Annotated in this window: 20 protein-coding genes; 16 read left to right on the forward strand and 4 right to left on the reverse strand. The window is 43.7% G+C overall.

The window, feature by feature from the left end; translation table 11 throughout:
• Positions 1 to 150 precede the first annotated feature (150 nt).
• The 8 genes from yhbY (at position 151) to QM351_RS00185 (ending at position 5,579) form a co-directional block, all read left to right on the forward strand.
• Positions 151 to 462, forward strand: a complete 312-nt coding sequence (yhbY, locus tag QM351_RS00150; protein ID WP_006595720.1) for a ribosome assembly RNA-binding protein YhbY — start codon at positions 151 to 153, stop codon at positions 460 to 462.
• A 21-nt stretch (positions 463 to 483) separates the two neighbouring features.
• Positions 484 to 1,116 (forward strand): nicotinate-nucleotide adenylyltransferase, encoded by a 633-nt coding sequence (locus QM351_RS00155; protein ID WP_070450271.1) that lies wholly within the window; start codon positions 484 to 486, stop codon positions 1,114 to 1,116.
• The gene (yqeK, locus tag QM351_RS00160; protein WP_021152737.1) at positions 1,113 to 1,709 is read left to right on the forward strand and encodes a bis(5'-nucleosyl)-tetraphosphatase (symmetrical) YqeK; all 597 of its coding nucleotides are present in this window, start codon (positions 1,113 to 1,115) and stop codon (positions 1,707 to 1,709) included. Before QM351_RS00155 ends, yqeK begins: the two co-directional genes overlap by 4 nt.
• Entirely contained in the window at positions 1,710 to 2,210 is a 501-nt protein-coding gene (locus tag QM351_RS00165; protein ID WP_414326036.1) for a cysteine hydrolase family protein, read from the forward strand. It abuts the gene before it with no gap.
• A gap of 14 nt (positions 2,211 to 2,224) precedes the next feature.
• Positions 2,225 to 2,578, forward strand: a complete 354-nt coding sequence (rsfS, locus tag QM351_RS00170) for a ribosome silencing factor (protein ID WP_021152739.1) — start codon at positions 2,225 to 2,227, stop codon at positions 2,576 to 2,578.
• Positions 2,579 to 2,897: 319 nt separating this feature from the next.
• Entirely contained in the window at positions 2,898 to 3,638 is a 741-nt protein-coding gene (locus tag QM351_RS00175) for a class I SAM-dependent methyltransferase (RefSeq protein WP_320911329.1), read from the forward strand.
• A 6-nt stretch (positions 3,639 to 3,644) separates the two neighbouring features.
• Positions 3,645 to 4,742 (forward strand): nucleotidyltransferase, encoded by a 1,098-nt coding sequence (locus QM351_RS00180; RefSeq protein ID WP_414326038.1) that lies wholly within the window; start codon positions 3,645 to 3,647, stop codon positions 4,740 to 4,742.
• Positions 4,743 to 4,862: 120 nt separating this feature from the next.
• The gene (locus QM351_RS00185) at positions 4,863 to 5,579 is read left to right on the forward strand and encodes a YebC/PmpR family DNA-binding transcriptional regulator (RefSeq protein WP_003005873.1); all 717 of its coding nucleotides are present in this window, start codon (positions 4,863 to 4,865) and stop codon (positions 5,577 to 5,579) included.
• Positions 5,580 to 5,631: 52 nt separating this feature from the next.
• On the opposite strand, the gene QM351_RS00190 is transcribed toward QM351_RS00185, so the two are convergent.
• Genes QM351_RS00190 through QM351_RS00205 form a run of 4 tightly spaced genes read right to left on the reverse strand, consistent with a single transcriptional unit; the run spans position 5,632 to position 8,399 of the window.
• Positions 5,632 to 5,958: a DUF5960 family protein gene (locus QM351_RS00190; RefSeq protein ID WP_003005875.1), complete on the reverse strand. Its 327-nt coding sequence runs from the start codon at positions 5,956 to 5,958 to the stop codon at positions 5,632 to 5,634.
• Positions 5,939 to 6,310 carry a hypothetical protein gene (locus tag QM351_RS00195; protein ID WP_049488926.1) on the reverse strand — a complete coding sequence of 124 codons (372 nt, stop codon included), beginning with the start codon at positions 6,308 to 6,310 and terminating at the stop codon, positions 5,939 to 5,941. Before QM351_RS00195 ends, QM351_RS00190 begins: the two co-directional genes overlap by 20 nt.
• Positions 6,307 to 7,719: a Y-family DNA polymerase gene (locus QM351_RS00200; protein WP_201090133.1), complete on the reverse strand. Its 1,413-nt coding sequence runs from the start codon at positions 7,717 to 7,719 to the stop codon at positions 6,307 to 6,309. Before QM351_RS00200 ends, QM351_RS00195 begins: the two co-directional genes overlap by 4 nt.
• Positions 7,720 to 7,721: 2 nt before the next feature.
• A complete protein-coding gene (locus QM351_RS00205; protein WP_003011690.1) occupies positions 7,722 to 8,399 on the reverse strand; it encodes a helix-turn-helix domain-containing protein in 678 nt (225 codons plus the stop codon).
• Positions 8,400 to 8,558: 159 nt separating this feature from the next.
• Here QM351_RS00205 and asnA point away from each other — a divergent pair, with 159 nt between their 5' ends.
• The 8 genes from asnA to msrB all read left to right on the forward strand — a co-directional run bounded on the left by asnA (position 8,559) and on the right by msrB (position 14,870).
• Positions 8,559 to 9,551 carry an aspartate--ammonia ligase gene (gene asnA, locus QM351_RS00210; protein ID WP_414326042.1) on the forward strand — a complete coding sequence of 331 codons (993 nt, stop codon included), beginning with the start codon at positions 8,559 to 8,561 and terminating at the stop codon, positions 9,549 to 9,551.
• A 247-nt stretch (positions 9,552 to 9,798) separates the two neighbouring features.
• On the forward strand, positions 9,799 to 10,338 hold the full coding sequence (gene rsmD / locus QM351_RS00215) for a 16S rRNA (guanine(966)-N(2))-methyltransferase RsmD (protein WP_129299607.1): 540 nt from the start codon (positions 9,799 to 9,801) through the stop codon (positions 10,336 to 10,338).
• Positions 10,328 to 10,816 (forward strand): pantetheine-phosphate adenylyltransferase, encoded by a 489-nt coding sequence (gene coaD / locus QM351_RS00220; protein WP_014712968.1) that lies wholly within the window; start codon positions 10,328 to 10,330, stop codon positions 10,814 to 10,816. Before rsmD ends, coaD begins: the two co-directional genes overlap by 11 nt.
• On the forward strand, positions 10,800 to 11,882 hold the full coding sequence (locus QM351_RS00225; protein WP_155198936.1) for a SepM family pheromone-processing serine protease: 1,083 nt from the start codon (positions 10,800 to 10,802) through the stop codon (positions 11,880 to 11,882). The genes coaD and QM351_RS00225 overlap by 17 nt, the downstream gene beginning before the upstream one ends.
• Positions 11,883 to 12,044: 162 nt before the next feature.
• Positions 12,045 to 12,755, forward strand: coding sequence for a thiol-disulfide oxidoreductase-associated membrane protein CcdA2 (gene ccdA2, locus QM351_RS00230; RefSeq protein ID WP_004219721.1), 711 nt, complete (start codon positions 12,045 to 12,047; stop codon positions 12,753 to 12,755).
• Positions 12,756 to 12,781: 26 nt separating this feature from the next.
• A complete protein-coding gene (locus tag QM351_RS00235) occupies positions 12,782 to 13,120 on the forward strand; it encodes a hypothetical protein (RefSeq protein WP_023917420.1) in 339 nt (112 codons plus the stop codon).
• A 56-nt stretch (positions 13,121 to 13,176) separates the two neighbouring features.
• Positions 13,177 to 13,737: a TlpA disulfide reductase family protein gene (locus QM351_RS00240; RefSeq protein ID WP_042759839.1), complete on the forward strand. Its 561-nt coding sequence runs from the start codon at positions 13,177 to 13,179 to the stop codon at positions 13,735 to 13,737.
• Between the two features lie 11 nt (positions 13,738 to 13,748).
• Complete coding sequence (msrB, locus tag QM351_RS00245; protein WP_414326046.1) at positions 13,749 to 14,870, forward strand: peptide-methionine (R)-S-oxide reductase MsrB; 1,122 nt, start codon at positions 13,749 to 13,751, stop codon at positions 14,868 to 14,870.
• Positions 14,871 to 14,897 lie beyond the last annotated feature (27 nt).

Below are 14,897 nucleotides of genomic sequence, written 5' to 3' on the forward strand. Positions count from 1 at the left end.
CTGTGGTGAAAGCCTAAGTAGATATTTTACTACTTAGGCGCGGAAAATTTGAGACTTTAGGCTCAAATTTAAGTCATGAAACTCCGCTAGGAGGTCGCTGACGACCGCCACCACATCAGAAAAGTATCAAAAAAGAAACAATGAAAAAGCATGACATTAACATCCAAACAACGGGCTTTCCTCAATAGCCAAGCCCACAGCCTCAAACCGATTATCCAAATCGGGAAAAACGGGCTTAACGATCAAATCAAAACCAGTGTTCGCCAAGCACTAGACGCTCGCGAACTGATCAAGGTCACCCTCCTTCAAAATACGGACGAGAATATCCATGAAGTAGCGGAAATCTTGGAAGAAGAAATCGGTGTGGATACGGTTCAAAAAATTGGACGAATCCTCATCTTGTATAAACAATCAAGCAAAAAAGAAAACCGGAAGATTTCAGTCAAAGTAAAAGAAATCTAAGACATCGAGGAGAGAAAACCTATGGCAATTGAACTATTGACTCCCTTTACCAAGGTAGAGTTAGAGCCAGAGATCAAAGACAAGAAACGCAAACAAGTTGGTATTTTGGGAGGGAATTTCAATCCGGTCCACAATGCCCATTTGGTCGTTGCGGATCAAGTGCGCCAACAATTAGGGTTAGATAAGGTGCTCTTGATGCCTGAGTATGAGCCACCGCATGTTGATGCCAAGGGGACGATTGCAGAGCACCATCGCCTTAAGATGCTGGAATTAGCCATTGAAGGCATTGAAGGTCTGGAGATCGAGACGATTGAACTCGAGCGGAAAGGGATTTCCTATACCTACGACACCATGCTCTTGCTCAATGAACGCGATCCAGACACAGATTATTACTTCATCATTGGTGCAGATATGGTAGATTATTTACCAAAATGGCACCGCATCGATGAATTGGTGGAGATTGTACAATTTGTCGGGGTCCAGCGACCACGCTATAAGGCAGGGACTTCTTATCCGGTGATCTGGGTGGATGTTCCTCTCATGGACATCTCCTCTAGTATGGTGCGTGATTTTGTGGCCAAAAGCCGGACGCCGAATTTTATGTTGCCAAAACCAGTCTTGGATTACATCAAGAAAGAAGGATTGTATCAATGACCTATGAAAACTATCTAGGCTTTTCTCGTGAGGTCTTGCTTGAAAAAATGCGTCAAATCCTGCCAGAAAAGCGGCTAACCCACTGTTTAGGGGTTGAGAAGGCTGCGCGTGACTTGGCCAAACGCTATGGAGCAGATGAAGAGCAGGCTGGACTAGCAGGTTTGTTACATGACTACGCCAAGAAATTATCAGATCAGGAATTTCTGGACTTGATCGATCGCTATGAGCTGGATCCAGCATTAAAAAACTGGGGTAACAATGTCTGGCATGGGATGGTCGGGATTTACAAGATTCAAGAAGACCTCGGACTGACAGATCCAGCCATTCTTCGCAGTATTGAGATTCACACCGTGGGGAGTGGACAGATGTCAACCTTAGACAAGATTGTCTATGTGGCAGATTATATTGAACACAACCGGGCCTTTCCAGGGGTAGAGCAAGCACGTGATATCGCTCAAGTTTCTTTGGATCGTGCTGTGGCCTATGAGACGGCTCGCACAGTCGAACACCTGGCCCACCAAGGATTGCCCATTTATCCCCAAACCCTTGAAACCTATAACGCCTTTGTGAAGTATTTGAAAGAGGAGCAGTGAGTGAAAACAGCTTTTATCATTATTGATGTACAAAATATCTTAGTGGAAAAAGGTTTTGAGACAGAAAAGCTCGTAGAGAAGATCGCTTATTTACAAGATCAGGCTAGAAAACAGCAGATTGAAATCATCTATATACAGCATATTGAAACGCCAGAGGCTTTAACGTCGGAAGATTGGCAATTATCGCCCCTGTTGAAAAGACAGGAGAATGAAAAGGTATTTCAGAAGCGATACAATAGCATGTTTAAGGAGACAGGATTAAAAGAATACTTGGATCAACAAGGGATTGAGCAACTAGTCCTGTGTGGTATGCAGACAGAATATTGTGTCGATACATCCGTCAAAGTGGGGTTTGAATACGGCTACAAGCTGGTCATTCCAGAAGGAGCTGTCACAACCTTTGATGGAGAGGATATTCCGGCAGAAACGCTTAATGAATTTTATGAAAATATTTGGGCAGAACGTTTTGCGGATGTCTTAGATTACAAATCAATTTTTTAAGGAAAGAGGATTACATGAAAGAAAAAGAACTACTTGAACTAGTTGTCAAAGCAGCAGATGAAAAGCGTGCAGAAGACATTGTCGCTTTGGATGTTCAAAGCTTGACCAGCGTGACAGACTACTTTGTCATCGCAAGCTCTATGAACAGCCGTCAGTTGGAAGCTATTGCTGAAAATATTCGCGAGAAGGTCGTTGAAGCTGGTGGCAATGCCAGCCACGTCGAAGGTGATTCAGCTGGAGGTTGGGTCCTTCTTGACTTAGGTAGTGTGGTGGTCCATGTCTTCTCAGAAGAAATGCGTACTCACTATAACCTAGAAAAGCTATGGCACGAAGCAAGTGCTGTCGATCTTTCAGCAGCCTTAGCATAAGCAGGTAAACTCAGTTGGTAGCAACTGAGTTTTGTTGGTTAAATTGAAATTCTATGGAAAGAAAGGATGGGGCCTCGTGTTTGGTTATTTTCTTAATTGAACACGAGCTAAAAGCTTTGAGAAAAAGAGGAATTCCCTTTGTATCTGACGATACGGCAGAAAGTTTCCTATTTTCTCTTTGCTAACGCTCTTTGTATCTTAGAAAGGATTTGAACCCGTCCTGTACTCCTCGGAAAATAGATAGCACTCCTTGGAGTTTAGCTCCATCGTCGTGCTCCTAATTTTCTATCGGATTACGGACGGACTTGGTATCATGAATATGGCGACTTATGAAACGTTTGCGGCGGTCTACGATGCGGTCATGGATGATAGTCTGTATGATTTGTGGACGGATTTTTCTCTCCGGCATCTCCCTAAAAGCAAGGATCGGAAAAAATTATTGGAATTGGCTTGTGGGACAGGGATTCAATCTGTTCGCTTTTCCCAAGCTGGGTTTGATGTGACAGGATTAGACCTGAGTGCTGACATGCTGAAAATTGCTGAAAAAAGAGCTGCTTCAGCCAAGCAAAAGATTGATTTTATCGAGGGCAATATGCTGGACCTGTCGCAAGCAGGCACTTATGATTTCGTGACCTGCTACTCGGATTCTATCTGCTATATGCAGGACGAGGTAGAAGTAGGGGATGTCTTTAAAGAAGTCTACAATGCCCTCAATGAGGACGGAGTCTTTATCTTTGATGTCCATTCGACCTATCAGACAGATGAGGTCTTCCCAGGCTATTCTTACCACGAAAACGCAGAAGACTTTGCCATGCTCTGGGATACCTATGAGGATGCGGCCCCTCACTCGATCGTCCATGAGCTGACCTTCTTTGTCCAAGAAGAGGATGGCTCCTTTAGTCGGCACGATGAAGTTCATGAGGAACGCACCTATGAAGTTTTAACCTATGACATTTTATTGGAGCAGGCTGGCTTTAAATCTTTCAAATTATATGCAGACTTTGAAGACAAAGCGCCAACAAAGACCAGCAAACGATGGTTTTTTGTAGCACAGAAGTAGGACAGCATGACAGTTACAGGTATTATTGCAGAATTTAATCCCTTTCACAATGGTCACAAGTACCTGTTGAAACAGGCAGACGGGCTGAAGATTGTGGCCATGTCCGGAAATTTTGTTCAACGTGGCGAGCCTGCCATTGTAGACAAGTGGATACGTGCGCAGATGGCTCTGGAAAATGGAGCGGACCTGGTGATCGAGCTCCCCTTTCTCGTGGCTGTTCAGTCGGCGGATCATTTTGCCAATGGAGCGGTAGAAATCTTGTCCCGTCTAGGAATCGACCAATTGACCTTTGGGACAGAAGAAGTCATAGATTACCAAGCGATTGCGTCAGTTTATTCGGAGAAAGAAGCGGAAATGGAAGCTTTCCTGCGAAATCTTCCAGATGATTTATCCTATCCACAAAAGACCCAAAAAATGTGGGAAACCTTTGCTGGAGTGGAGTTCACAGGGGATACTCCCAATCATATCTTGGGGTTAGCCTATGCCAAGGCTTGTGCTGGGAAGGGGATTGCGCTCAAGCCCGTCCAACGCCAGGGAGCAGGCTACCATTCAGAAGAAAAAGAGGTGGCTTATGCTTCTGCTACTAGTCTACGCCTGCATAAGGAAGATCAGGACTTTATCGCTAAATTCATGCCTAATAGCCAACTCTTTCAGTCGGCTCCACAGGTATCTTGGGGGAATTATGACCAACTGCTCCGTTATCAAATCCTAACCCATACAGATCTGACACAGATATTTCAGGTTAATGAAGAACTGGCCAATCGGATAAAGGATGCGGTTCGAGGTGCTAGTTCTGTGGAAGACCTGGTGGAGAAAGTCGCAACTAAGCGCTATACCAAGGCGCGCGTGCGCCGCATCTTGACCTACATCTTGGTAGGGGCGATAGATCAAGCTCTTCCTGATGCCATTCATGTCTTAGGATTTTCCGCAAAGGGACAAGCCCACCTCAAAGGCTTGAAAAAATCAGTAGAAATCGTGACTCGAATCGGTAAGGAACCTTGGGATGCTTTGACCCAACAAGCGGATCAGGTGTATCAGCTAGGCCATCCCCAATTGCCAGAGCAGATCTGGGGTCGAGTGCCCGTGAGAGTGGAAGATCAATAAAGGGTGAATAGCCGAACAACTCCAATTGGAAGGATACGCAAAAAACTCTTCCAAGTCTTGTGATTTGTGATATAATATAAAAGATTGAAAATAATTTGAAAAAATTTAAGGAGAATCCTCATGGGACGTAAATGGGCCAATATTGTTGCCAAGAAAACTGCCAAAGATGGTGCCAACTCAAAAGTATATGCCAAATTTGGTGTGGAGATCTATGTAGCTGCTAAAAAGGGTGAACCAGATCCAGAACTAAATACTGCTTTGAGATTCGTTATTGACCGTGCGAAACAAGCACAAGTGCCAAAACACGTTATTGATAAAGCGATCGATAAGGCAAAAGGAAATACAGACGAAACCTTTACAGAAGGACGTTACGAAGGGTTTGGGCCAAATGGTTCGATGTTGATCGTTGATACCTTGACGTCAAACGTCAACCGTACAGCTGCCAATGTCCGTGCTGCCTTTGGTAAAAACGGTGGTAACATGGGAGCTTCAGGTTCTGTATCTTATCTCTTTGACAACAAAGGTGTCATCGTCTTTGCTGGTGATGATGCTGATGCCATCTTTGAGCTTTTGCTTGAAGCAGATGTGGATGTAGATGATGTCGAAGCAGAAGAAGGAACGATCACAGTCTACACTGCTCCAACTGATCTTCACAAAGCAATCGTTGCTTTGCGTGAATCAGGTGTCGAAGAATTCCAAGTAACAGAATTGGAAATGATTCCTCAATCAGAAGTTGAGTTGTCAGGTGAAGATTTGGAAACATTTGAAAAACTTTACAGCGTTCTTGAAGACGACGAGGACGTACAAAAAATCTACACAAACGTAGATGGATTCTAATCACTCATAAGGATTGTAGTGAATCCCATAAATCAAGAAAAAGGATAGCTTCTCAGATCAAGCTATCCTTTTTCTCTGTCTGATGAGGATCTATCTTTTGTAAGTGATGTCCTGTATAAGCGTAAATACGGGTCAGGGGTGATTGGGAGAGTGTGGAAACTTTAAAATAGAAATAATGGTCTCGATGATCCCGACTTTTGGTGTGGTGAAGACGAAAGTAGTTTCGCTGGCCTGCTGCCATAGAGTGGAGAATATCGTCTTCTAAAAAGACGAGTGGCGTAGAAGTAGCTGCCCACTTGTAAAAGTCCATTTCAAATTGGTGGTAATTCTCCGAAAAATAATCAAATTGTAATTCGTGTTTAGTCTGAATAGGTTTCATAGGGTGTTTCCTCAGATTCAATAAAAATGATAGAGTCTACGAGGAGACGGTGGTAGTGGCCATCGCTTTTGAGAAGAAGCTCAGACGCAGATAAGGTGTGAATCGAACCTGTGTAGGTTGCAAATTGATTCCCCTCTAAAGTTGTGATCGAGATCGTCGTTTGTTGTTGAAAGGCCTGCTCCAGGAGCTGGATCTGTTCAGCAAGTGGAAGAATTGTGAGCTGACTGCGGTCAATTTCTTTTGTATGCAGGGCAGTTGTGTGCTCGGATAAAAAGAAGCCGGCCCATTTGGCCATGCCACGATCTTGAAATTCGCGGGCAGATTGATAAGGGAGATAAGAACGGTCGATCATGTTAATCCATCTAAGCCTCCTGCGGAATGTCCGCCTGTTAGTTTACTGCGTGCAATGGCGCGTGAGTTTTCTAGTAATGAGGAGCCTTTCTGAAGAGAGGTAAAGCCAAATTGGTCCCGAATGCGGTCAATGGTCTGCTGGAGTTTCTCCTCTTTTTCCAAGGCTACTGGGTCATCAAAGAGAGAAAAGAGTTGAAGAGACTCCTCTACAAGTTCTCCATAAAAAACACCAATTTGCCGAATGGCTCCTCCTTCGTACTTGGAGCGAAAGAGTCGCAGAACCGTATCGGATAAAACCTTGGTGGATTGGGTGGGCTCAATCTTTTGCTGGCAGTGAATGGACGGAAGTCCCTCGATTTTGGAGTAGGAGGCATGAATGGAGACCAGCTGGGTCTTCTTTTTTTTCCGTCGCAAGCGAATAGCCACCTGTTCAGCCATCTCCCGAAATACAAGTTCAATGTCGGTTTGTAGATGGTAGTCATAGGGCAAGATTTGAGAGTTGCCAATGCCTCGTGATTTCGGACGATAAGGCTTGTGGACATTGCTTTCATCAATGCCATGAGAATGAAACCACAGTTGAAGGCCCATGATTCCGAATTCTTTCTTTAAGAGATCTGGGTGAGCCTGGGCCAGTTCAGCAATCGACGTGATCCCGATTTTTTGCAATCGCTTTTCAGTCCGACGTCCAATGCCCCAAAAATCAGTGAGCTGGGGCAGATTCCAGACCTTACTTTCTACATCTTCATAAGACCAATTGGAGCGCATATTTTGGCAATGCTTGGCTTCATTGTCCAAGGCTAGCTTGGCAAGAAGGGGATTGGCATTGCTGAGACCAATGGTAGAGTAGATTCCAGTTTCCTGCCAGATCCTTTTTTGGATCCTGGCAGAAAGGAGATCCAGTTTCTCCTTTCGAGAGAGGGAGGGATCTGGAATAAAATAATTTAAGGAAGAAGTCAGATCGATAAAGCCTTCGTCAATCGAGTAAGGGAAAATATCATCTGGTGCCGCAAATTCCTGAAAGACTTTTTGAATCTCCATGTTGACCTGAATGTAAGCATTCATCCGTGGAGGCACAATCAGAGTCCTCTTGGCCCAGGATTCAATGAATGCAATAAAGGCTGGATCTGTTGGTAATCCTTGTTTTTTGGCGGCGTAGCTATTAAATTTCCTGGTTTTGAGGTCAAAAGGTAGGTCGTAGCTACGGCTGACATTTTTCTTGCCGAAGACTTGTTTGAAAACGGGAGAGCTCGCCAAAATCAGGCCAGCAGAATTGTCGCTTCGACTCATGACGCAAAGGGAAGTCGTCAAGGGGTTGAGCCCCAGACGGACACATTCACAGCTAGCATAAAAACTTTTCATATCCACAAAAGCAATATCAGAATGAGGCTCACGTGAATAATCAAATAGCATATTTAAACCTCGAGTGGGAGAAAATGCCCGACCACAATGCCGACGATTTTGGGCTCGTCTTCATAGGGAGCAAATAAATCATCGTAGTCAGGGTTGATGGATTCTAAGCGCAAGCCTTCAGCCTCCCGATAGACTTTCTTGATATAGGTCTTTCCATTCCAGATGAGGGCGTAGACAGCCCCATCATAGTCAAAGCCAGTCTGCTTCATGAGGGCAACAGAGCCGTTGGGATAGAGAGGTTCCATCGAATCACCTGATACCCAAGAAGCGAAATCGTGCTGGATCTCTTGGTCAAAATAGACAGTTTCATAGTCCGTTTCGTTGTCATAAAAGGTGTGTCCTAAACCGGCTGCCAACTCAATCGAAAGAACCTTATAAGCAGTCAAGGAAACAACTTTTTGCTGCTGTTCAAATAACTGGCTGGCCAACTGGTCGACTTTCTTTTGATGAGGTGGGGTTAATAAAGGGTAGGTGTAGAGTGCGGAGTCTTTGTTAATAAAGTAGTCCTCTTTAACGGAGAGGCGCTTGGCCAACCTCCTGAGATTTTTTTCGTGCGGCTCCGCTAAGCCATTCTCCCAACTGGAGTAAGTCTTGCGAGAAATCTTGAGATCCTCGTAGACATCTGCTTGGGTCAAGCCTTTTTCCAGGCGTCTTTCTTTTAGTTTTTTTGCATCAAACATGTCGCTTCTCCTACGTAACGTTTTAAAGGTTACATATAGTTTATCAAAAATGAATCCTTTTTGCAAGAGAAAAATTCAGTTGAAAACGAATGAAAAGACTTGATTTTGATTGAAAAAGGAGTATAATCAATTCTAAAATGTCTATAAATGAGGAACTATATGAAAAAAAGTTTTATCCACCAACAAAAAGAAATTTCGTTTGTTAAAACGACGTTTACGCAGTATTTAAAAGATAAATTGGATATCATTGAAGTCCAAGGGCCAATTTTGAGTAAGGTCGGAGACGGGATGCAGGATAACCTTTCTGGGATTGAACATCCGGTATCTGTAAAGGTCCTTCAAATTCCTGATGAGACTTATGAAGTCGTGCATTCACTCGCAAAATGGAAACGCCATACCTTGGCACGTTTTGGTTTTGGCGAAGGAGAAGGTCTCTTTGTCCATATGAAGGCTCTTCGTCCAGATGAAGATTCGCTAGACGCTATCCACTCTGTTTATGTAGACCAATGGGACTGGGAAAAGGTCATCCCCAATGGTCAACGCAACATCGCCTACCTTAAAGAAACGGTTGAAAAAATCTACAAGGCCATTCGTTTGACAGAACTAGCAGTAGAAGCGCGCTATGACATTGAGTCAGTTCTTCCAAAACAAATTACCTTCGTTCACACAGAAGAGTTGGTGGAACGCTATCCAGATTTAACTCCAAAAGAGCGTGAAAATGCCATTGCCAAAGAATTCGGAGCCGTTTTCTTGATCGGTATTGGTGGAGAGCTTGCAGATGGCAAACCACACGATGGACGTGCGCCTGACTACGATGACTGGACAACAGAGTCTGAAAATGGCTACAAGGGCTTGAATGGTGATATCCTCGTCTGGAATGACGTTCTAGGTTCAGCCTTTGAGTTGTCTTCAATGGGGATCCGTGTCGATGAAGATACGCTTCGCCGTCAAGTTGCGATTACAGGGGACGAGGATCGTCTTCAATTAGAGTGGCACAAGGCCTTGTTAAACGGTCTCCTCCCACTCACGATTGGTGGAGGGATCGGACAATCTCGTTTGGCTATGTTCTTACTTCGTAAGAAACATATCGGTGAAGTCCAAACCAGTGTCTGGCCTCAATCTGTCCGCGATGAATATGAAAATATTCTATAAGGAAGAAAGAGAGTGGGACAGAAATCGGTAATTCGTTAGAATTCGATTTCGTCGTCCCACCTCCGCACAGTTGAGTAGGGCTGTAAAAGCTGATGAAATCAGCGTAGTAGAGCCCACTCAACCACTGCGTCTTGCTCGACAATCCAAAAATAATTGAGAGGCTAGGACTTTTGTCCCAGCCTCTTTTAATTGTCGCTTGACCATATCAAATCGCAATTTTCTGATTTTTTTTGGTATAATGGTCCCTATGAAAATAGTATCTGGAACCTATGGGGGACGTCCCCTCAAAACACTTGAAGGAAAAACAACCAGGCCGACTTCTGATAAGGTCAGAGGGGCCATGTTCAATATGATTGGTCCTTACTTTGATGGTGGAAGAGTGCTGGATCTCTATGCTGGAAGCGGTGGGCTCTCTATCGAAGCCGTTTCTCGAGGCATGTCAGAGGCCGTTCTAGTAGAACGAGATCGTAGAGCGCAGGAGATTGTAGCAGCCAATATTGCCATGACCAAGGAAAAGGAACGGTTTCAACTGCTAAAAATGGAGGCCAAACAAGCCTTGGGGCTTTTAACGGGCACCTTTGATTTGGTGTTCTTAGATCCTCCTTATGCCAAGGAAGAGATTGTTCGCGATATCGAAACCTTGTGCGAGCGCCATCTCTTGTCAGAGGAGATCCTAATTGTGTGCGAAACCGATAAACATGTAGAACTTCCTGAGGAAATCGGACAAGTGGGAATCTGGAAAGAAAAAATCTATGGAATTAGTAAGGTAACAGTATATGTCAGATAGAAGTGGATTGTTTACAGGATCGTTTGATCCGATTACCATTGGGCATGTGCAATTGATCGAGCGAGCTAGTCGCTTGTTTGACCGTGTCTATGTAGGAATTTTTTATAATCCGGAAAAAGTTGGACTCTTTTCCATTGAGCAGCGAGTGCGCATGGTAGAAGGGGCCTTGGCTCATTTAGAAAATGTTGAAATTGTGACGTCAACTCAAGAGTTGGCTGTGACAGTGGCGCGCAATCTTGGGGTCATCACCTTGATCCGGGGCTTGCGCAATGCACAGGATCTAGTATACGAAGCCAATATGGATTATTTTAATCACCAGTTGGCGCCTGAATTGGAGACGGTTTATCTCTATGCCCAGCCTCCTTACCAGGCCATTAGTTCAACACGTATTCGAGAGTTGCTGGCTTTTCAGCAGGATATCTCACCTTATGTCCCAAAGAGTGTAATGGAGGAAATCAAAGATGACACAAGCGAATAAACCAAGCTTGCCTACAAAAAAGAAAAAAGGACGATTGAAAGAATACCGATGGCCGATTGCAGGCGTTCTTTTCTTGCTCCTCTTGCTAGCTGCCTTTGTGATTCGCCTTCCCTATTATATTGAGATGCCAGGAACGGCAGAAGACATTCGATCGGTCATGACAGTCGATGGAAAAGCGGATACCAAGTCAGGATCCTATGACTTTGTAACCGTGGCAGTGAAAGAAGCGACCCCGGCTGATTTGATCTATGCTTGGGCGACACCTTTTACAGATATCTACTCTGCCAAGGATATGACAGGTGGTAGTTCGAGCCAAGAATTTACGCGGATTAACCAATTCTATATGGAAACCTCGCAAAATATGGCTATCTACCAAGGGTTAAAGACAGCTGGAAAAGAAACCCAGATGGACTTTCTTGGTGTTTATGTCATGCAGGTAGCAGATGACTCGACCTTTAAGGGAATCTTGAACATTGCGGATACCGTCACCGGTGTGAATGGCAAGACCTTTAAGAGTTCCAAAGAATTGATTGATTATGTTGGTTCTCAAAAAATTGGCGACCCCGTTTCGGTGACCTATATTGAGGATGGACAAACCAAGACCGCAGACGGGAAGATCATCAAATTATCCAACGGGAAAAACGGAATCGGGATTAGCCTGATCGACCGGACTGAAGCCAAAGGCGATGTTCCTGTCCAGTTTGCGACTCAAGGGATTGGTGGACCAAGTGCCGGTATGATGTTTAGCCTAGCTATCTACACCCAAGTGGCTGATCCAGATCTTCGTCAGGGACGCCATATTGCAGGGACAGGAACCATTAACCAAGATGGAACGGTTGGCGATATCGGTGGGATTGACAAGAAAGTCGTCGCAGCCGATAAAGAAGGAGCAGAAATTTTCTTTGCCCCTAATAACCCAGTTTCCAAAGAAGAAAAGAAAGCCAATCCCAAGGCCAAATCAAACTATGAAACAGCTAAAGAAGCAGCGAAACAAATTCATTCGAAGATGAAAATTGTCCCCGTCAAAACCCTTCAAGATGCTATTGATTATTTGAAGAAGAAGTAGAAGTATCTTGTTAGATCAGTCTCGTACTTGAAAGTACGAAATAGAGTTGGCAGATAGGAAGATTCACCTTCTAATCAAATTCAAGTTTTTGCTTATCAATCTCTCTATTTTTAGAGGGATTTTTTCTTTATACTGGTATCAGAAAGAAAGGGAGGTAGTGAAATGATTCAAACCAGTTTGTTTTCCATTTCAGTATTCTTAGCGGGAGTTCTATCCTTTTTCTCCCCATGTATTTTACCACTGATGCCAGTCTATGTAGGGATTCTATTGGATTCTGAACGTGTGAAAACTGTTCGGATTTTTGGAAGAGATATTTCTTGGTACGGCTTGGTGAAGACTCTTTGTTTTATCGCAGGTCTATCAACTGTTTTCCTGATTCTAGGATACGGTGCAGGGGCCCTTGGCCAGGTGCTTTATGCTCCATGGTTTCGCTATCTGCTAGGAGGGATTGTGATCCTATTAGGGATTCACCAAATGGAAGTGATCAATCTGAGACAACTCCAAAAGCAAAAGACTATCCAACTCAAAAAGAATCGGGAGCGCAATGAATTCTTCAATGCTTTTCTGATAGGGGTCACCTTCAGTTTTGGTTGGACCCCTTGTGTCGGACCAGTTTTGAGTTCGGTTCTAGCCATTGCCGCTTCTGGAGGAGATGGTGCTTTACAAGGTGCTCTCCTGATGCTGGTCTATACATTAGGTTTGGCTCTGCCTTTCTTGCTTTTGGCCTTGGCTTCTAGCTGGGTTCTACAACATTTTGCTAAACTCAAGCCCCATATGGGAACCTTGAAAAAAATTGGTGGTGCCCTCATCATCTTGATGGGCATCTTGCTGATGCTAGGAAATCTTAATAGCCTCGCATCCCTGTTTCACTAATCTTGAATGATTAAAGGAGAAAAATCATGAAAAAAATTCTTGCACTTTCTATTGCTACACTTAGCATCGTCACTTTAGCAGCTTGTTCTGGACAGAAATCAGATTCAGACATGAAAAAAACGGACGATAGTAGTATGATGAAGAAGGACGATATGAAGAAGGACGATATGAAGAAGGATGACATGAAGGATTCATCCATGTCCGATGATAAAATGAAAAAAGAAGACATGAAAGATTCATCTATGATGTCTGACAGCAGTTCTGAAATGAAGGACGATATGAAAAAAGATGAGATGAAATCTAGCGATTCAGAAATGAAAAATGAAAAGAGTGAATCATCTGATATGAAATCAGACAAGGAATGAAAGAAGGGAGAGGTCATCTGAGGATGACTTTCTCCTTGTTTAAAGAGGTAATAATGATGAAGAAATTAGCTTTAGTAGCTGCAGGATTCGTATGCGCTGGACTTTTAGGGGCTTGTTCGAGTCAAGGAATGGCTACTTCCAATAAGAACATGAACCAACAAACAGCCAAAGCTGGGGCTAGGCAACCATCTGGCAAGAAAGTGAAGGATTTTAGCCTGCAAGGAGTGGATGGCAAGACCTACCGCTTATCCGATTACAAAGGAAAGAAAGTTTACCTCAAATTTTGGGCTTCCTGGTGCTCTATTTGCCTGTCGACATTAGAGGATACTAATGAGTTGGCAAAAGAAGAGGCAGGTAAGGATTATGTGGTTTTATCCGTTGTAGCTCCAACCTTTAATGGCGAAAAATCAGCAGCAGATTTCAAAAACTGGTACCAGTCTTTGGATTACAAGGATTTCCCAGTCTTGCTAGATAGTAAAGGGGAACTGCTCAAAGAATATGGGATTCGTTCTTATCCATCGGCGCTCTTTATCAATAGTGATGGGACTTTAGCAAAGAGTCATATTGGCTATATGAATAAAGAGGATATCCTCAAGACCCTAGAGAACATGCAGTAAGGAGATAGACAATGGAAACAAAATGGAAAGTGTTTGCTATCCTTCTCATTGGCTTGCTATCGATTGGTTTCTTTTTCTTTAGTAAGGGAGCAAACGGAATGGATCAATCAGAAACAAGCACTGAGATGATTAAAAAAGCATCGATGAGTCAGACTCCAGTAGCCAAAAAGGAAACAAAGGAAACGGTTGATCCAAAGGATCATCGTGAAATTTATTTGGCTGGTGGTTGCTTCTGGGGCGTAGAGGAATATTTCTCCCGTGTTCCAGGTGTGATTGATGCCGTATCAGGCTATGCCAATGGAAAGGGAGAAACGACCAAGTATGAATTGGTCCCTCAAACAGGCCATGCTGAAACAGTTCACATCACCTACAATGTCAAGAAGGTATCTCTGAAAGAATTGCTCCTGCATTATTTCCGGATTATCGACCCAACGTCGAAGAATCGTCAAGGAAATGATCAAGGAACACAATACCGAACAGGTGTCTATTATGTCTCCCAAGAAGACCTTCCAACCATTAACCAAGTCTTTGAAGAAGAAGCAAAAAAATACGACAAACCGTTAGCAGTGGAAAAAGAGCCACTGACCAATTTCATCAAGGCTGAGGACTACCACCAGGATTATCTAAAGAAACATCCGAATGGGTACTGCCATATCGATGTCAATCAGGCTTCTTATCCTGTTATTGATGCTAGTCGCTACTCTAAGCCAAGCGATGAGGAGATCAAAAAGAAGTTATCTCCTGAAGAGTATGCGGTGACACAAAAAAATGATACCGAACGGGCCTTCTCCAATCGTTACTGGGATCAGTTTGATGCCGGTATTTATGTAGATGTCGTGACCGGTGAGCCACTCTTTTCCTCTAAGGATAAATTTGATTCTGGTTGTGGTTGGCCAAGTTTCAGTCGACCTATTAGTCCTGATGTGGCCATCTATAAGGAGGATAAGAGTTTCAATATGACTCGGACAGAAGTTCGGAGCCGTGTAGGAAATTCTCATCTGGGCCATGTTTTTACCGATGGTCCCAAGGAAAAAGGCGGCCTTCGCTATTGCATCAATAGTTTGTCTATTACCTTCATTCCCAAAGCAGAAATGAAAGAAAAGGGCTACGGTTATTTATTGGACTACGTCTGAGACATTTGGAACCATAATTTGCTATAA

The organism is Streptococcus parasanguinis, from assembly GCF_047465465.1.
Lineage (GTDB): Bacteria > Bacillota > Bacilli > Lactobacillales > Streptococcaceae > Streptococcus > Streptococcus parasanguinis_AI.